This is a genomic window from Streptomyces sp. NPDC005195 (assembly GCF_040608315.1).
GTDB classification, from domain to species: domain Bacteria; phylum Actinomycetota; class Actinomycetes; order Streptomycetales; family Streptomycetaceae; genus Streptomyces; species Streptomyces kaempferi.
On sequence record NZ_JBEXHZ010000012.1, the window covers coordinates 122,541 to 137,370 of the forward strand.

General features: G+C 70.2%; 12 protein-coding genes. 8 read left to right on the forward strand and 4 right to left on the reverse strand.

Annotated features, from left to right (window positions below; translation table 11 throughout):
* Positions 1-78: 78 nt before the first annotated feature.
* Entirely contained in the window at positions 79-336 is a 258-nt protein-coding gene (locus ABZV34_RS16120) for a hypothetical protein (protein ID WP_168526471.1), read from the forward strand.
* Between the two features lie 93 nt (positions 337-429).
* Here ABZV34_RS16120 and ABZV34_RS16125 read toward each other — a convergent pair whose 3' ends face one another.
* Both ABZV34_RS16125 and ABZV34_RS16130 read right to left on the reverse strand, forming a co-directional pair.
* On the reverse strand, positions 430-1,272 hold the full coding sequence (locus tag ABZV34_RS16125; RefSeq protein WP_356275955.1) for an SDR family NAD(P)-dependent oxidoreductase: 843 nt from the start codon (positions 1,270-1,272) through the stop codon (positions 430-432).
* 147 nt (positions 1,273-1,419) lie between these two features.
* Positions 1,420-1,764 (reverse strand): nuclear transport factor 2 family protein, encoded by a 345-nt coding sequence (locus ABZV34_RS16130; protein WP_356275958.1) that lies wholly within the window; start codon positions 1,762-1,764, stop codon positions 1,420-1,422.
* Positions 1,765-1,919: 155 nt separating this feature from the next.
* Between ABZV34_RS16130 and ABZV34_RS16135 the strand changes: the two genes are divergently transcribed.
* Positions 1,920-2,414, forward strand: a complete 495-nt coding sequence (locus ABZV34_RS16135; RefSeq protein ID WP_356275961.1) for a helix-turn-helix domain-containing protein — start codon at positions 1,920-1,922, stop codon at positions 2,412-2,414.
* Positions 2,415-2,456: 42 nt separating this feature from the next.
* Here ABZV34_RS16135 and ABZV34_RS16140 read toward each other — a convergent pair whose 3' ends face one another.
* Positions 2,457-3,563 (reverse strand): DNA alkylation repair protein, encoded by a 1,107-nt coding sequence (locus ABZV34_RS16140; RefSeq protein WP_356275964.1) that lies wholly within the window; start codon positions 3,561-3,563, stop codon positions 2,457-2,459.
* Between the two features lie 237 nt (positions 3,564-3,800).
* Complete coding sequence (locus tag ABZV34_RS16145) at positions 3,801-4,154, reverse strand: VOC family protein (protein ID WP_356275967.1); 354 nt, start codon at positions 4,152-4,154, stop codon at positions 3,801-3,803.
* Between the two features lie 582 nt (positions 4,155-4,736).
* Between ABZV34_RS16145 and ABZV34_RS16150 the strand changes: the two genes are divergently transcribed.
* The 6 genes from ABZV34_RS16150 to ABZV34_RS16175 all read left to right on the forward strand — a co-directional run bounded on the left by ABZV34_RS16150 (position 4,737) and on the right by ABZV34_RS16175 (position 14,770).
* On the forward strand, positions 4,737-7,334 hold the full coding sequence (locus tag ABZV34_RS16150) for a Pls/PosA family non-ribosomal peptide synthetase (protein ID WP_356275970.1): 2,598 nt from the start codon (positions 4,737-4,739) through the stop codon (positions 7,332-7,334).
* A gap of 13 nt (positions 7,335-7,347) precedes the next feature.
* Complete coding sequence (locus ABZV34_RS16155) at positions 7,348-10,626, forward strand: amino acid adenylation domain-containing protein (RefSeq protein ID WP_356275973.1); 3,279 nt, start codon at positions 7,348-7,350, stop codon at positions 10,624-10,626.
* A gap of 59 nt (positions 10,627-10,685) precedes the next feature.
* The gene (locus ABZV34_RS16160; RefSeq protein ID WP_356275976.1) at positions 10,686-11,690 is read left to right on the forward strand and encodes a TauD/TfdA family dioxygenase; all 1,005 of its coding nucleotides are present in this window, start codon (positions 10,686-10,688) and stop codon (positions 11,688-11,690) included.
* On the forward strand, positions 11,687-12,766 hold the full coding sequence (gene sbnB, locus ABZV34_RS16165) for a 2,3-diaminopropionate biosynthesis protein SbnB (RefSeq protein WP_356275979.1): 1,080 nt from the start codon (positions 11,687-11,689) through the stop codon (positions 12,764-12,766). Before ABZV34_RS16160 ends, sbnB begins: the two co-directional genes overlap by 4 nt.
* A gap of 38 nt (positions 12,767-12,804) precedes the next feature.
* Positions 12,805-13,851: a 2,3-diaminopropionate biosynthesis protein SbnA gene (gene sbnA / locus ABZV34_RS16170; RefSeq protein ID WP_356275982.1), complete on the forward strand. Its 1,047-nt coding sequence runs from the start codon at positions 12,805-12,807 to the stop codon at positions 13,849-13,851.
* Positions 13,852-14,188: 337 nt separating this feature from the next.
* Complete coding sequence (locus ABZV34_RS16175; protein WP_356275985.1) at positions 14,189-14,770, forward strand: dihydrofolate reductase family protein; 582 nt, start codon at positions 14,189-14,191, stop codon at positions 14,768-14,770.
* Positions 14,771-14,830 lie beyond the last annotated feature (60 nt).

The window sequence follows — 14,830 nt, forward strand, 5'->3', positions numbered from 1 at the left end:
AGGGGGAACGGGGCGGCAGGGGGCGCTGATCTCCGGCGGACAGTGGCATGATCGCGCGCGGCATGCGACGGTGGCGCGATGACGACGAACGACTACGACCGCGTACGCCTCGGTATCGAGGCCATGACCGCCTATGTCTCCGGCGACAACCTCATGACGAAGTACATGATGGAGCGCGCCGAGTCGGACGGGAACCTCGACCAGGTCGCCGACGGTGTGACGGGACTGTGCGCTCTGCTTCTGCGTCAACTCGCCGAGATGACGGGCAAGCAGGAACTGGAGATCCTCCAGGAGATCGCCCGGGGCCTCAATCGCACCGAGCAGCGCGAGCAGTAGCCACCCGCCGGCCCGCTCGGGGGCGGCCGTCGGACGTGGTGCGGCGGCGGCCCCCGTTCGCGGTGCGCCGGTCCGTCCGGGACGTTCCCCGGCTCATTCGGAGGCCGGGAAGTCCACGCCGCGGGAGACGGCCTCGCGTGCGCGGATGCCGGCGAGAGTCGCGTCGAGCCGCTCGACCACGGCGTCGTATCCGGCGCCGCCCAGGACGAGGTGGTGCGGCGGCTCCTTCTCGTCGAGGGCCTCGACGACGGCACGGACACCGAGGACGGGATCGCCCGGCTGGTTCCCGTTCTCGGTGATCATGAAGTCCCGTACGGACTCCACCATCGGCCGGTAGGCGTCCACGGTCTCGGCCACCGGCTCGTCCGCGAAACCGGCGTAGGCCCGGGTGCGGAAGGCGCCCGGCTCCACGGCGAGGACCCGGATGCCCAGCGGCGCGACCTCTTCGCGCAGCACCTCGGTGAGCCCTTCGAGCGCGAACTTGGTGGCGGTGTAGTGGCCGAAGCCGGTGACTCCCCTCAGGCCCGCCACGGAGGACATGTTGACGATCCATCCGCTGCGCCGGGCACGCATGCCGGGCAGAACGGCGCGCAGGACGGCCACGACGGCGAAGAAGTTCAGTTCGAAGGTGCGCCGGACGGCGTCGTCGGTCATGCCCTCGACGGACCCGTACCAGCCCCGTCCTGCGTTGTTGACCAGGACGTCGATGCCGCCGAAGCGCGCCTCCGCCGCCGTGACGGCGTCCTCGATCTGCTGGGCGTCGGTGACGTCCAGCGGCAGGACCAGCACCCTGTCGCCGTGGGGTACGGCCCACTCCCTGAGCAGTTCCGGCCTGCGTGCTGTGAGGACGACGTTGTCGCCGCGTTCCAGGGCCGCGTCCGCGTAGGCCGAACCGAAACCGCCAGGGGTACCCCCGGTGATGAACCACGTCTTCATGGCCTGCTTCCCTCGGCTTCCTTCTCGTTCCTTCTGCTGCGTTCTTCGTCGTACTGCTTGGTTCCGGCTCGTTCCGGCGCGTTCGTTCTCACGCGTTCGGCGTGGTGAGCACGCATTCGCGCGCGGGTCGGCGGCGGACGTGGTGGCTCAGGCCTCGATGACGAGCCGCTCGACGAGTCCGTCGCGCAGGGTGAACCGGAAGTGCAGGTCGACGACCCCGCCGGGGAAGTCGCCTTCCAGTCGCTGGGTGACCGTGTACTCCCGGTCGGAGGTCTCGTGGACCGCGACGGGTTCGATCGTGTAGCTGTACTCGCCGGCGGTGCGGTTCATCCACCGTTCGATGGCGTCGATGCCGCTGTGGGTCGCCCCGTCGTCGGTCACCGTCGCGTCCGGGGTGAAGTTCGCGAGCTCCGCCGCGGTGTCGTGCAGACGATGGGCGGCCAGATAGCGGGTGACGGCCTGGGGGAGGGCGTCGAGTGTGACGGGTCGCATGGGAGGTTCCTCGGGGTTCGGGTGGGCGTGGCTGCCGTTGGACACGGCGCGTCGCGCGTCGAGTCACTGCTAAATCAGAAGTGACTGACTTCGACTGTAGCAGTTACTACTGCTAAGGTAGGCCCCTGTAGGCGTCGGAACGGAAGGGGGCGCGCGTGCCGGCCCGAATTCGCCTGGAAGACCGCGAGTGCCCGCTGTCCCGGACCGTCCAGCACGTGGGCGAGTGGTGGACGCTGCTGATCCTGCACGACGCGTTCGACGGCTTCACCAGGTTCGACCAGTTCCAGGAGAACCTCGGTATCTCGTCCAGCATGCTGACGAGCAGGCTCAAATCCCTGGTGGCCGAAGGACTCTTCGAGCGTCGCCTGTACCAGACCCACCCGGACCGCTACGAGTACGTCCTCACGGAGTACGGCCGCTCACTGCGCTCGGTCGTCGTCGCCCTCGCCGCCTGGGGCAACTCCCGGCTCGACGCGGACGAGCGGGCCATGATCCTGGTCGACGCACGGACGGGCGCCGAGGTGGATCCCGTGGTCGTCGACCGGACGACGGGTCGGCGTGTCGACACGGACGAGTTCGTCTTCACGGCCGGCCCGGCCGCGAGCGAGGCCATGCGGACCCGCTACGCGGATCCGGTGAACGGCGCCTGAGCGTCCCCGTCGGTCACCTTCACCTCTCCGGTGAAGCCCTGGTCAGGACTGCGTGAGCAGGGTGAACTCCGCGCGGCCGCGGACTTCACCGTTGACCTGGAGTTCCAGGGCGTGCGCACCCGGATGGAAGACCCGGGTGGTGATCCTCCGGAACGAGTGCCGACGACTGAGGGAGACGCGTTCGCCTGCCTCCAGTGTCCTGGTGGTGAGCTTGAAGACCTTGGGCGCGGTGCTGCCGTTCGCCTTCTGGTAGTGGATCACGTAGTCGATCACCAGCTTGGCGGGCGCCGCCCCCTCGTTGGCGACGTCGAACGCGAAAGTGATCTCGTCGCCCACGGTCACCCGGTCCTCGCCCAGCTGCGGGCCGAAGACGGCGACCTCCGTCGCGGGCTCGAAGCCCATCAGGGCCAGCGCCCCGGGATGCCCCTTCTTCACTGCCGTGCGCAGCGCGTGTCGTACGACTCGGGGCGTGTGCTCGTCCGGCGCCGCGCTCCACCCGGCCGCGATCTCGACGGCGAGGTCGGGTACGGCGTGGCTGATGTCGTTCACGTGGTTGGCCACGGAGCGCCGCACGTACTCGGACGGATCGCGGTAGAGCGCGTCGAGGAGGGGACGGGTGACTTCGGGGCTGTCCAGGAGTGCGGGTACGCGGACCGCCCACGGCAGCCGGGGCCGCGTTCCCTCGCTCGCCAGGCGCCGCACGTGCTCGTCCGGATGGCCGGTCCACCGCCGGACGACACGGAGACTCCGCTCGAGATCGGCTCTGAGCATCCGCCGGATCGCGAACTCCGCGGTCAGCCGGGGGGTCAGGTCCGCCAGCAGGCGCAGCGCCGCCTCGAAGGCGTCCGGATCGTCGTCCTCGAGGGCGCGCGTGACGACGGCTTCCGTCACCGGCCAGATCATCCACCCGGTGAACCCGGGATCGGTGAGCGCGGTGCGAACGACGGCCTGTGTCGCGGCGTAACCCTCGGGGAGGTGCGCCGTCAGGACATCTCGCAGCAGATCGCTGCGTTCACGCAGGGCCAGTCCGTCGAGCCTCGCCCCGCACTCGCGTACGGCCTGCCCGTCGTGTGGCCGGCCGGCCCTGTCGAGGCAGTCGGCGAGACCGGCCACCGCCGCCGCTCCCAGCAGTTCCTCGGCCAGCGGCACGTGACGCTCCTTGGTCTCCGCGCACGCGGAACTCGGTGGGACGTTTCGGGAGGAGCTCCTGGTGCGGGGTGCGGGGTGCGGACCGTGCCGGTGCGCGGCCTCCGAGCCGGTTACTTCTAGATTAGCAGTAACCGGTGACGGGGGCCGGGCCGAGGCCCGCACCGTGACAGGCCGGTGGGCCACCAGCACCTCACCAACTGCGTGAACCAGCCCGTCACCGCCCGCGGCGGGACGCGATCAGGCAGGCTGCCACAGCTCGACCCGATTGCCCTCGGGATCGGTGACCCAGCCGAACCGGCCGACACCTTCCATGTCCTGCGTCTCGTCGGCCACGTCCGCTCCCTCGGCCCGCAACTGCGCGAGCATCGCGTCCAGGTCGCGGACGCGGAAGTTGAGCATGGCCTGCTGGGCGCGGGACCCGAAGTAGTCCGTCCCGGACTCGAACGTCGCGAACACCGTCGGCCCGTCTCCCTGACGCCACAGGCCGTGCTCGTCGGCGTCCAGGCCCAGACAGTCGCGATACCAGGCGCTCAGGGCCGCCGGGTCCGCGGCCCTCATGAAGTACCCACCGATTCCCAGCACACGTTCCATGCCGCCATCTTGCCAGGGCGCCGATCCGGCGGGCCGGCCACCACACCCATGTCCGCCCTTCACCCCACCGTCGGTCTCCCCCTCCCCCTCTCCCGAGGGCGGGGACTCGTCAGTGGTGTCGTCACGGCGTGCCGCGCGGACTCTCCTTCAGGGGGTGGGAGCGACGCAGAGGGTGGGATCGACGGCGCCGGGAGCGGGCCGCCGACGGCTCCCCTTTCATCGGGTCCCATCGGGTCCCATCGGATCTCGTCGGGTCTCATCGGTGTTCATCGGTGTTCATCGGGATTTCCCCGGGGCCCGACGCCATGCGCCGCCATTCGGGTGAAGCGCGCGTTACTCCAACGGTGCGGGAGGCCAATGAGGAGCGGCTTGTCGTACGGTGCCGTGGTGTCCAAGCGGCCGATTCGGAGTGGCAGCCTGACGGCCGACGAATGAGACTGAAGCCCGCGGTTTCGTGATCACGTAAGAGAGTACGGTCTCGTGGCTCGGAAACGGCTCGGCCGGGCCATTCGCCGGAGCGTGAGGACACCGGACCGGCCGCCCGCGGCAATCGGGAGCCGAAATGTCTTCTCAGGAGGTCGAATGGTGGAGCAGTCCTCCGAGGTCTTCATAGTCGGACCGGACGAAGCAGCCGCCGCCAGGCCGAGCGGTGCCGACCCGACGACGGCCGAGACCGAGAGGAAACTCGCGGAAGTACTGGCGGGCGTCGTCTCCGCTGAACACGTTCCGGTCGACAGCCACTTCTTCGACGACCTCGGTGCCAACTCGCTGGTCATGGCCCAGTTCTGTGCACGGGTCAGGAAGCGGCCGGATCTGCCGTCCGCGTCGATGAAGGACATCTACCGGTACCCCACGATCCGAAGCCTCGCGACGGCTCTCGCGGAGGTCGTCCCCGCCCCCGCCGACGCGTCGCTCCCCGCGGCGCCGTCCGTACCGGCACCGTCGCCGACCCCGGTGCCGCGGCCGAGCACGTCGCGCTACGTCCTGTGCGGGACCGCGCAATTGCTGATTTTCCTCGGATACTCCTTCTTCAGTGGCCTGGTCGCCGCCCGCGGCTACGAATGGATCGCCGCCGGATCGGGCCTGGCCGACGTCTACACGCGGTCGTTCCTGTTCGGCGGCCTCGGATTCCTCGCGCTGTGCGGATTCCCGATCGTCGCCAAATGGATTCTCATCGGCCGCTGGAAGCCGCGTGAATTCCCCGTCTGGGGTCTGACCTATCTGCGTTTCTGGCTCGTCAAGGTGCTGCTCCACGCCAATCCGATGATCTTCTTTGTTGGTAATCCGCTGTACGTGCTGTATCTGCGCGCACTCGGCGCGCGCATCGGCAGCGGGGTCACGATCCTCTCCCGCTCGGTCCCCGTCTGCACCGACCTGCTCACGATCGGCTCCGGGACGGTGATCCGCAAGGACTCGTTCTTCCTCTGCTACCGGGCGCACTCGGGGCGGATCGAGACCGGCCGGGTCACCCTCGGCCGGGATGTGTTCGTCGGCGAGAAGACCGTCCTCGACATCGACACGGCGATGGGCGACGGAGCCCAGCTCGGCCACTCGTCCGCCCTGTACCGCGGCCAGGTCGTCCCGGACGGTGAGCGCCGGCACGGCTCCCCTGCGGAACCCACGCGGATCGACCACGTGCGAGTCGCGCCGGCGGCCTGCGGCACCCCGAGCCGGGCCTGGTTCGGGATCGCGAGCCTGCTCCAGCTGTTCTTCCTGTACCTCCCGCTGGCCGTCGGCGGGCTGTACATGCTGTTCACCCAGATCCCGGCGCTCGGCCGAAGGCTGGACTCGGCCACGCCCGCGATCACGTCGTCGGGCTTCCTCGTCGACGCCCTGATCCTGTCCGTCGCGCTGTTCTTCGGCTTCGTGGTCCTGGGCCTCGTCGCCCTGTTCACCCTGCCGCGCCTGCTGAGTCTGGCCATCGAGCCCGACCGGGTCTATCCGCTGTACGGCTTCCACTACGCGCTGCACCGGGCGACGACGACCTTGACGAACATCAGGTTCTTCGCCTGGCTCTTCGGCGACAGCTCGTACATCGTGCCCTACCTGCGCGGCCTCGGTTACGACCTTTCGGAGGTCGAGCAGACCGGGTCGAACTTCGGCTCGGAGATGCAGCACGAGACCCCGCTCCTGGCGACCGTCGGCAGCGGGACGATGATCGCCGACGGTCTCTCGCTCATCAACGCGGACTTCTCGAGCACGTCCTTCCGGGTGTCCCGGGCCACGATCGGGCCGCGCAACTTCCTCGGCAACAACATCGCCTATCCCGCCGGAGGCCGGACGGGGGAGAACTGCCTGCTCGCCACGAAGGTGATGGTTCCCCTGGACGGCGAGGTCCGTACGGGTGTCGGACTGCTCGGTTCACCGTGTTTCGAGATCCCCCGCTCGGTGGAGCGCGACTCCCGGTTCGACCACCTCAGGACCGGTGGGGAACTGCACCGCAACCTCGCCGCGAAGAACCGCTACAACCTCCGCACGATGGCGCTCTTCCTGTTCCTGCGCTGGCTGCACACCCTGGCGCTCACGGCGTTCGCTCTCGCCTCCGTCAGCCTGTACGGAGTCCTCGGGCACCTCGTGATCGGCGCGTACGTGGCCATCACCCTGACGTTCACCGCCCTGTACTTCGCCCTGGTGGAACGTTGCGTCGCCCGGTTCCGCGGGCTGAGCCCGCGACTGTGCTCCATCTACGACCCGTACTTCTGGTGGCACGAACGCCTGTGGAAAGTGCCGGACCACTACCTCAACATGTTCAACGGGACCCCCTTCAAGAACGTGATCTGGCGGCTGCTGGGCGTGCGTATCGGACGACGGGTCTTCGACGACGGCTGCTATCTGACGGAGCGGACGCTCGCCGCGATCGGGGACGACTGCACGCTCAGCGCCGGCAGCAAGATCCAGTGCCACTCGCAGGAGGACGGCACGTTCAAGTCCGACCGCACCACCCTCGGCGCCGGCTGCACCCTCGGGGTCGGCTCCCATGTGCACTACGGCGTGACGATGGGTGACGGCGCCGTGCTGGCACCCGACTCCTTCCTCATGAAGGGCGAGGAGGTCCCCTCGTCCGCGCACTGGGGAGGAAACCCCGCCGTGGAGACCACGACCGCCCCGTCGCACCCCGACGGCACCGGTGCGGCGGCGGGAACGTACTCGGCCGGCAGCGACGCGGCTACGGCGAGTTGAGGAAGGCCATTCGATGGGAGCGAACGTGGAGGCGGACCGGGAGTACTGGAGCCGTGTACTGGCCGCCGGGGGGTTCACCCCGGCCCCACGGTGGTCGCGCGAGCCGGTCACCGGTGTGGCCGAGTACGAGGCGGTGGTGCCGGGCGACGTGATGGAGGCGGTGCGCGGCCTGGCGCGCGATGTGGGCGCGCCGGTGAGTTCGGTGCTGCTGGCCGCGCACGCGAAGGTACTGGCCGCGCTGTCCGGCGAGCGGGACGTGGTGACGGGATACACCGCCGCGGGGACGGACGCCGGTCCGCTGCCCTGCCGGCTGACCGTCGCCCCGCAGTCGTGGCGCCGGCTCCTGGTGAGCGTCCGTGGGGCCGAGGCCGACCTGCTGGCGCACCGGGACTTCGCCGTGGAGGCGCTGCGCCGGGAGTCGGGGACGACCGGGCCGCCGTACGAGATCACGTTCGACCCCGCCGGGACCTCCGGCGTACTGCCCGAGGACGTGGTGCTGGACGTCGGCTGGTGCGAGCGCGGCGCGGACCCGGTGCTGCGGCTGCGGTACCGCACCGAGGTGCTGGACGCCGAGTGCGCGGCCCGGATCGCCGGCCACCACCTCACCGCGCTCACACTGATGGCCGCCGACGCGGACGCCGATCACGCGCGGCAGAGTCTGCTGTCGCCCGAGGAGGTGCGGTACCAGCTCCAGGCCCTGGCCGGACCGCGCCGGCCGCTGCCCGAAGGACGGGTGCACGAGCTGTTCGAGCAGCGGGTGCGCATGCACCCGGAGACGGTGGCGGCGGTCCACGGCGAGCGGGCGTGGACGTACGGGGAGCTCAACGCGCGCGCGAACCGGCTCGCGCGGGCCCTGCTGGCGCGCGGACTGGACCGCGAGGAGCCGGTGGCCGTCGTCACCGAACGCAACCTCGACTGGCTGGCCGCCGTGCTGGCGGTGTTCAAGGCCGGCGGCGTCTATCTGCCGATCGAGCCCCACTTCCCCGCGGGACGCATCGAGGCGACCCTGTCGCGTGCCGGATGCCGGCTCGTGCTGACCGAGTCCGGCTCCACCGGCACGCTCGACCGGGCGCTGGGCGCGCTTCCGGGCGTCGCGCGACTGACGGCCGGGACGGCGTACGAGGAACAGCACGACGACAGTGACCTCGGGGTGAAGGTGACGGCCGGTCAGCTGGCCTACATCTACTTCACCTCCGGCTCCACCGGCGAGCCCAAGGGCGCGATGTGCGAGCACGCGGGCATGCTCAACCACCTCTACGCCAAGATCGACGACCTCGGGATCGACCAGGACCGGGTGGTGGCGCAGACGGCCCCCCAGTGCTTCGACATCTCGCTGTGGCAACTGCTGGCCGCGCTGCTGGTGGGCGGCCGGACGCTGCTCGTCGGACAGCAGGTGATCGTCGACGTGGAGCGGTTCGTCGACACGCTGGTCCAGGGCCGGGTGGGGGTGGCGCAGGTCGTGCCCTCCTACCTGGAGGTGGTGGTGTCGTACCTGGAACAGCACCCCCGTGAACTGCCCGACCTGACCCGGGTGTCGGTGACCGGAGAGGCACTGAAGCGGGAACTGGTCCAGCGCTGGTTCGCGATCCAGCCGGGGATCGGGCTCGTCAACGCCTACGGGCTGACCGAGACCTCGGACGACACCAACCACGAGATCATGGACGGCGTCCCGGACCGAGTGCTGCTCGGGCGCGCGGTCAACAACGTGCACGTCTACGTCGTCGACGAACACCTGGCACTGGTGCCGCTCGGTGCCCCGGGCCTGATCGCGTTCTCCGGGGTCTGCGTGGGCCGGGGATACGTCAACGACCCCGAGCGGACCCGCGAGGCGTACCGGAAGGATCCCTACCGGTCGGGGGAGCGGCTCTATCTGGGCGGCGACCGGGGACGCTGGCAGCCGGGCGGCTCGCTGGAGTTCCTCGGCCGCCGGGACAACCAGGTCAAGATCCGAGGCTTCCGCATCGAGATCGGCGAGATCGAGAACACCTTGCTGCGGGTGCCCGGTGTCCGGGACGGCGCGGTGGTGGTCGCCGAGTCGGCCGGCGGCACGCACCTGATCGCCTACTACTGCGGCCGGTCCCTTCCCGTGGACGTGCTGCGCGAGGCGCTGGGCGCCGTACTGCCCGCCTACATGATCCCCTCCGCCTTCCACCGGCGGGAGAGCCTGCCCCTGACCGCCAACGGGAAGACCGACACAATGGCCCTGACCGCGCTGGCCGAACTGACCGCGAAGGGTGCCGCCGACGGCCGCGAGGGAGAGAGCGGGAGCGCTCCGCACACCCCGGCCGAACGGAAACTGGCCGGTGTGTGGGCCGAGTTGCTGGGCGTACCCGAGCACAGCGTCGGCCGGCGGGACCACTTCTTCGACGCCGGGGGCACCTCACTGACGGCCGTGAGACTCACCGTCGCCCTGGACCGCGCGGTGTCCCTCAAGGACATCACCTCGCACCCGGTGCTCGCCGACCTCGCCGCGCTCCTCGACGGCGCCGCGGGGCGGCGCCACGAACTGCTGCAGCCGCTCGTGGAATCGGACGGCCCCTCGGAGTGGGCCCTGGTGTGCTTCCCCCACGCGGGCGGCAACGCGGTCAACTTCCGGCCGATGGCCGACGCTCTGGCGGCCACGGGCCACGGACCCTCGGTCTACGCCGTCGACCCGCCCGGTCACGACCCGGCCGCCCACGAGGAGCCGTTCGCGCCGCTGGCACTGGTGGCGCGGCAGGTCGTCGGCGAGATCGTCGGGCGCGGCCTGGCCCGGGTCGTGCTCTGGGGTCACTCCTCGGGCGCCGCTCCCGCGCTGGAGACGGCGCGGCTGCTGCGGGAACGGGGAGTGGACGTGCCCCGGGTGTTCCTGGGCGCCCAGCTCCTGGGCACCGCCGACGACCGGCGTGCGGCCCTCATCGAACTGGCGGGGCGGAGCAACGCCGAGATCGCCGCCGGGCTGAGTTCGGACAGCGGGTACACCGAGCTCGGCGAGCTGGACGCGGTCCAGGCCGAACAGGTCGGTGCCGCCTACCGGAACGACTGCGTGGCCGCCCACCGCTATCTCACCGACGCCCTGGAGAGCCCTCCGGCGGTCAGGCTCTCCATGCCGGTCACCGTGGTCGTCGCCGCCGACGACGACCACACGGCGGGGTTCGCCGACCGGTACCGCGACTGGCAGCTCCTGGCCGAACAGGTGGAACTGCGCGAACTCGCCGACGGCGGCCACTACTTCCCGCGCACCCGGCCGGACGCGGCCGCACAGGCGGTCCTGGACGCCGCCGAACTGCTCACCTCCCCCTCACCCACGTGAGCGGATCTCACCCACCTGAGCGGCCGCACCCCCGTGAGCGGCAACCGAAAGGAATCCCGATGTCGTCCTCGTTCCTGGCAGCCCTGCCCGAGGTGGAACTGCACCCCGGCAAGCCGCCGATCCTGCATGTCGACGCCCCCGGTGACGCGCCCGCCTGGGCGGCCGAGAACCGCGAGGCGCTGCGCGGACAGGTCACGGAGCACGGCGCACTGCTCGTCCGGGGTCTGGGACTGCGGGCGGCGGAGCAGGTCGGCGCCGTCTTCAGGGGACTGGGCGGCGATCCGATGGAGGACAGGGAGGCGTTCGCCCCCCGGCAGGTCCGCGGGCCCGGGCTGTACTCCTCCTCCACCTGGCCTGCCAACCAGCCGATGTGCATGCACCACGAGCTGAGCTACCGGCTGGAGTTCCCCGGCCTGATGCTCTTCGCCTGCCTGAGCGCACCCGGCCAGGGCGGAGCGACCGCGGTGGCCGACGCCGAGCGGGTGCTCGAGGCGCTGCCCGCCGCGCTGACCGAGCGATTCGAGCGCGAGGGCTGGCTGCTCACACGCAGTTACAACGACGAGATCGGCGCGTCCCTGACCGAGTCGTTCGGTACCGACGACCACGCCGCCATCGAGCGCTACTGCCGCGACCACGCCATCGACTTCACCTGGGAGCCCGACGGGTCCCTGCGGACGCGGCAGCGCCGCGACGCCGTCGTGCGGCACCCGCTCACCGGCAGGCGCTGCTGGTTCAACCAGATCGCCTTCCTCAACGAGTTCACGCTGGCCCCCGAGGTGCGCGAGTACCTGGTGGACGTCTACGGGCAGGACGGGCTGCCCTTCAACACCCGCTTCGGAGACGGTTCCCCGATCGGCGAGGACGTCGTCCAGCTCATCAACGCCACCTACGAGGACCACACCCGACGTGAGCCCTGGCAGGCAGGCGACATGCTGCTGGTCGACAACGTACGGGCCGCGCACAGCCGGGAGGCCTTCACCGGGGAACGCGAGGTGCTGGTCGCGATGGCCGAGCCCCAGCGGGCCGCCGACCGCCGCCCCACCCCCGAGGGAGGCCCGCGATGACCGTCCTGCCCTCTCCTCTCACCGAGGCGGCCACTCCCCGGTACACCCCGGCGCCCACCTTCGCGGTGATCTCCGGCGCTCAGGTGCAGCAGGCACTCGGCGGGCGCGAGCGACAACTCGTGGAACTCGTCGAGGCCGCCTACCGGCTGCACGGCGCGGGCGACTCGGTCAACCCGCCCTCGTACTTCCTGCGCTTCCCCGACCGCCCGGCGGACCGGATCATCGCGCTGCCCGCGTCCATCGGCGGCCCGATCCGGGTGGACGGGATGAAATGGATCTCCAGCTTCCCGGGCAACGTCCAGGCGGGCATCCCCCGGGCCTCCGCGGTCCTCGTCCTCAACGACCACGACACCGGCTACGCCTTCGCCTGCCTGGAAAGCTCCGTCATCAGCGCCACCAGGACAGCGGCGTCCGCCGCGCTGGCGGCCGACCGGCTCAGCCGCGGCCGCCCCCGTCCCACCCGGGTCGGATTCGTCGGCACCGGTCTCATCGCCCGCTACATCCACACCTTCCTGGCCGGCACCGGCTGGCTCTTCGACACCGTGGGTGTGCATGACCTGTCGGCCGACAGCGCCGCGGGTTTCTCCGGATATCTGCGGGAGGCCGGAACCACCGGACACGCCCCTCGGATCACGGTGCACGACAGCGCCGAGGAGCTGATCCGCGCCAGCGACCTGGTGGTCTTCGCGACGGTCGCGGGCGAACCCCACGTCACGGACCCGGACTGGTTCTCCCACCATCCCCTGGTGCTGAACGTGTCGCTGCGCGACCTCGCCCCCGAGATCCTGCTCGCCGCCGCCAACATCGTCGACGACGTCGAGCACTGCCTGAAGGCCGACACCTCGCCCCACCTGGCCGAACAGCTCACCGGCGGCCGGGACTTCCTGGACGGCACCCTCGATGACGTCCTGACCGGACGGGTGACCCCGCCGGCCGACCGGACCGTGATCTTCTCGCCCTTCGGACTCGGTGTCCTCGACCTCGCCGTCGGCAAGTACGTCTACGACGAAGTGGCCCGAAAGGGGGACCTCCGGCTCGTCGACGACTTCTTCCACGACCTGCGTCGGTACGGCTGAAGCGGAACCACTTCAGCTCTGGCATCAGGAGGCCCACCGTGCCCGTCATCTCCGCTCCCCACGCCTTCAACGAAAGCCAGCTCTACGTCGACCTCCAGTCGATCTTCGGGCGCTCGCTGTATCTGAAGTGCGAAGGCTTCAACTTCGCCGGCTCCATCAAGTTGAAAGCCGCGAACGAGATGGTGGAGAGCGCCGAGCGCGAAGGGATCCTGAAGCCGGACTCGATCCTGGTGGAGTCGTCGTCCGGGAACCTGGGCGTGGCGCTGAGCATGATCGCCGCGAGCAAGGGCTACCAGTTCCTGTGCGTCACGGACTCCCGGTGCAACCTCTCGACCCGTCTGCTGATGGAGGCGCTCGGCAGCGAGGTGCACGTCATCTCGGAGCTGGACGCCAACGCGGGTTTCCTCGGCGCGCGGATCGACTACGTCCGCGCGCTGTGCGCGTCCGACGACCGTTACGTGTGGCTCAGCCAGTACACCAACCCGGGCAACTGGCAGGCTCACTACCGCACGACGGCGCCGGAGATCGCCAGCCACTTCCCGGGCCTGGACGTTCTGTTCGTCGGGGCGGGTACCACCGGGACCCTGATGGGCTGCGCGCGCTTCTTCCGGAAGTGGCACCGGCCGGTGCGGATCGTCGCCGTCGACAGCGTCGGCTCGGTGGCCTTCGGCGGCAAACCGGGCCGCCGGATGATCCCGGGCCTGGGCATGAGCATGCGGCCGCCCCTGCTCGACGAGTCCCTCGTGGACGAGGTGATCCGGGTCGAGGAGGCGGACACCATCCGTACGTGCCACCGGCTGGCCCGCCGCGGCTTCCTGTTCGGCGGGTCCACCGGGACGGTGGTCAGCGGTGCCATGGACTGGCTGAACCGGCAGGACACGCCCGGTATCACCGCGGTGGCCATCTCTCCCGACCTCGGCGAGCGCTACCTCGACACCATCTACCAGACCAACTGGCTGCAGGATCTCTACGGCGAGAGCATTCTGGACCCCGAGCAGGTGGCCGTCGGCCGACGCACGGAACGGCCCACGCCGGACCCACCCGACACGCCGGAAACGCCGGAAACGCCGCACCGGAGCCGCTGAACGCCGCGTCAGTCCCCGGTCCCCGGCCGCGTGAACCGTCGGGCGCCGGGCCGGGCACAGCCCGCCCGACGGCAGGGAGCCGGCTCGCGGGCCGCGGTCGTGCGACGCGGCGAACCCGAGGCGGAGACACTACTTCGACCGAGCCCACTTCGGCCACGAATTCCGGGCGTTCACCGGGCTCACGCCGACGCGGTACGTCGAAGTCCGGCAGCGGTTCCTGCGCGAACATCCCGGGCACGTGCTGGACAGCGGGCCCCTGCCGGCCGATTGATCTCTTTCAAGAGCGACAGCTCACGACACGCTAATTTGGGGGCACCCCGAAGCAGAGGAGAGCCCCGTGGGCAAGGTGGTCATGTACAGCTCGGTGTCGGTGGACGGCTTCGTCGCGGACGAGAACGACCAGCCCGGACCGTTGTTCGACTGGTTGTCCAGCGGTGACGTCCCGTTGGACGGGAGCGGCGAGCTGAAGGTGTCGCAGACGTCCTACGACTACACCCGGCCTTACTGGGACCAGATCGGGGTGACGGTCGTAGGCCGCCACGTCTTCGACCTGACGGACGGCTGGGACGGGAAGCCCCCGGGCGGGATCGACCACGTGGTCGTCGTGACGCACCGGCCGGAGCCCGAGGGCTGGGACCCCGAGGCGCCGTTTCACTTCGTCGACGGCGTCGAGGCAGCCGTGGCCAAGGCGCAAGGGCTCGCGGGTGACCGCATGGTCGAGGTCGCCGCCGGCGACGTGGGTGGCCAGGTGCTCGCGGCCGGTCTGGTCGACGAGGTGCGCATGGACGTCGTACCCGTGGTGTTCGGGTCCGGCAAGCGCTACTTCGGGTCGGTCCACGCGCAGCACCTGTTGGAGGATCCTGACGTGGTGATCCAGGGCAACCGGGTGCTCCACCTGCGCTATCGGGTGCGCCGTTGACCGATCTGAGCGGGCACGCGAAGAAGTCCACTGCGAACGGTGACACACGATCGCGCCTCC

Excerpts from the sequence above, each read along its gene's own strand:
- ABZV34_RS16145 (WP_356275967.1), bottom strand. The coding sequence starts at position 4,154 with ATGGAACGTGTGCTGGGAATCGGTGGGTACTTCATGAGGGCCGCGGAC.
- sbnB (WP_356275979.1), top strand. The coding sequence starts at position 11,687 with ATGACCGTCCTGCCCTCTCCTCTCACCGAGGCGGCCACTCCCCGGTAC.
- ABZV34_RS16120 (WP_168526471.1), top strand. The coding sequence starts at position 79 with ATGACGACGAACGACTACGACCGCGTACGCCTCGGTATCGAGGCCATG.
- ABZV34_RS16150 (WP_356275970.1), top strand. The coding sequence starts at position 4,737 with ATGGTGGAGCAGTCCTCCGAGGTCTTCATAGTCGGACCGGACGAAGCA.
- ABZV34_RS16130 (WP_356275958.1), bottom strand. The coding sequence starts at position 1,764 with ATGCGACCCGTCACACTCGACGCCCTCCCCCAGGCCGTCACCCGCTAT.
- ABZV34_RS16155 (WP_356275973.1), top strand. The coding sequence starts at position 7,348 with ATGGGAGCGAACGTGGAGGCGGACCGGGAGTACTGGAGCCGTGTACTG.
- ABZV34_RS16160 (WP_356275976.1), top strand. The coding sequence starts at position 10,686 with ATGTCGTCCTCGTTCCTGGCAGCCCTGCCCGAGGTGGAACTGCACCCC.
- ABZV34_RS16125 (WP_356275955.1), bottom strand. The coding sequence starts at position 1,272 with ATGAAGACGTGGTTCATCACCGGGGGTACCCCTGGCGGTTTCGGTTCG.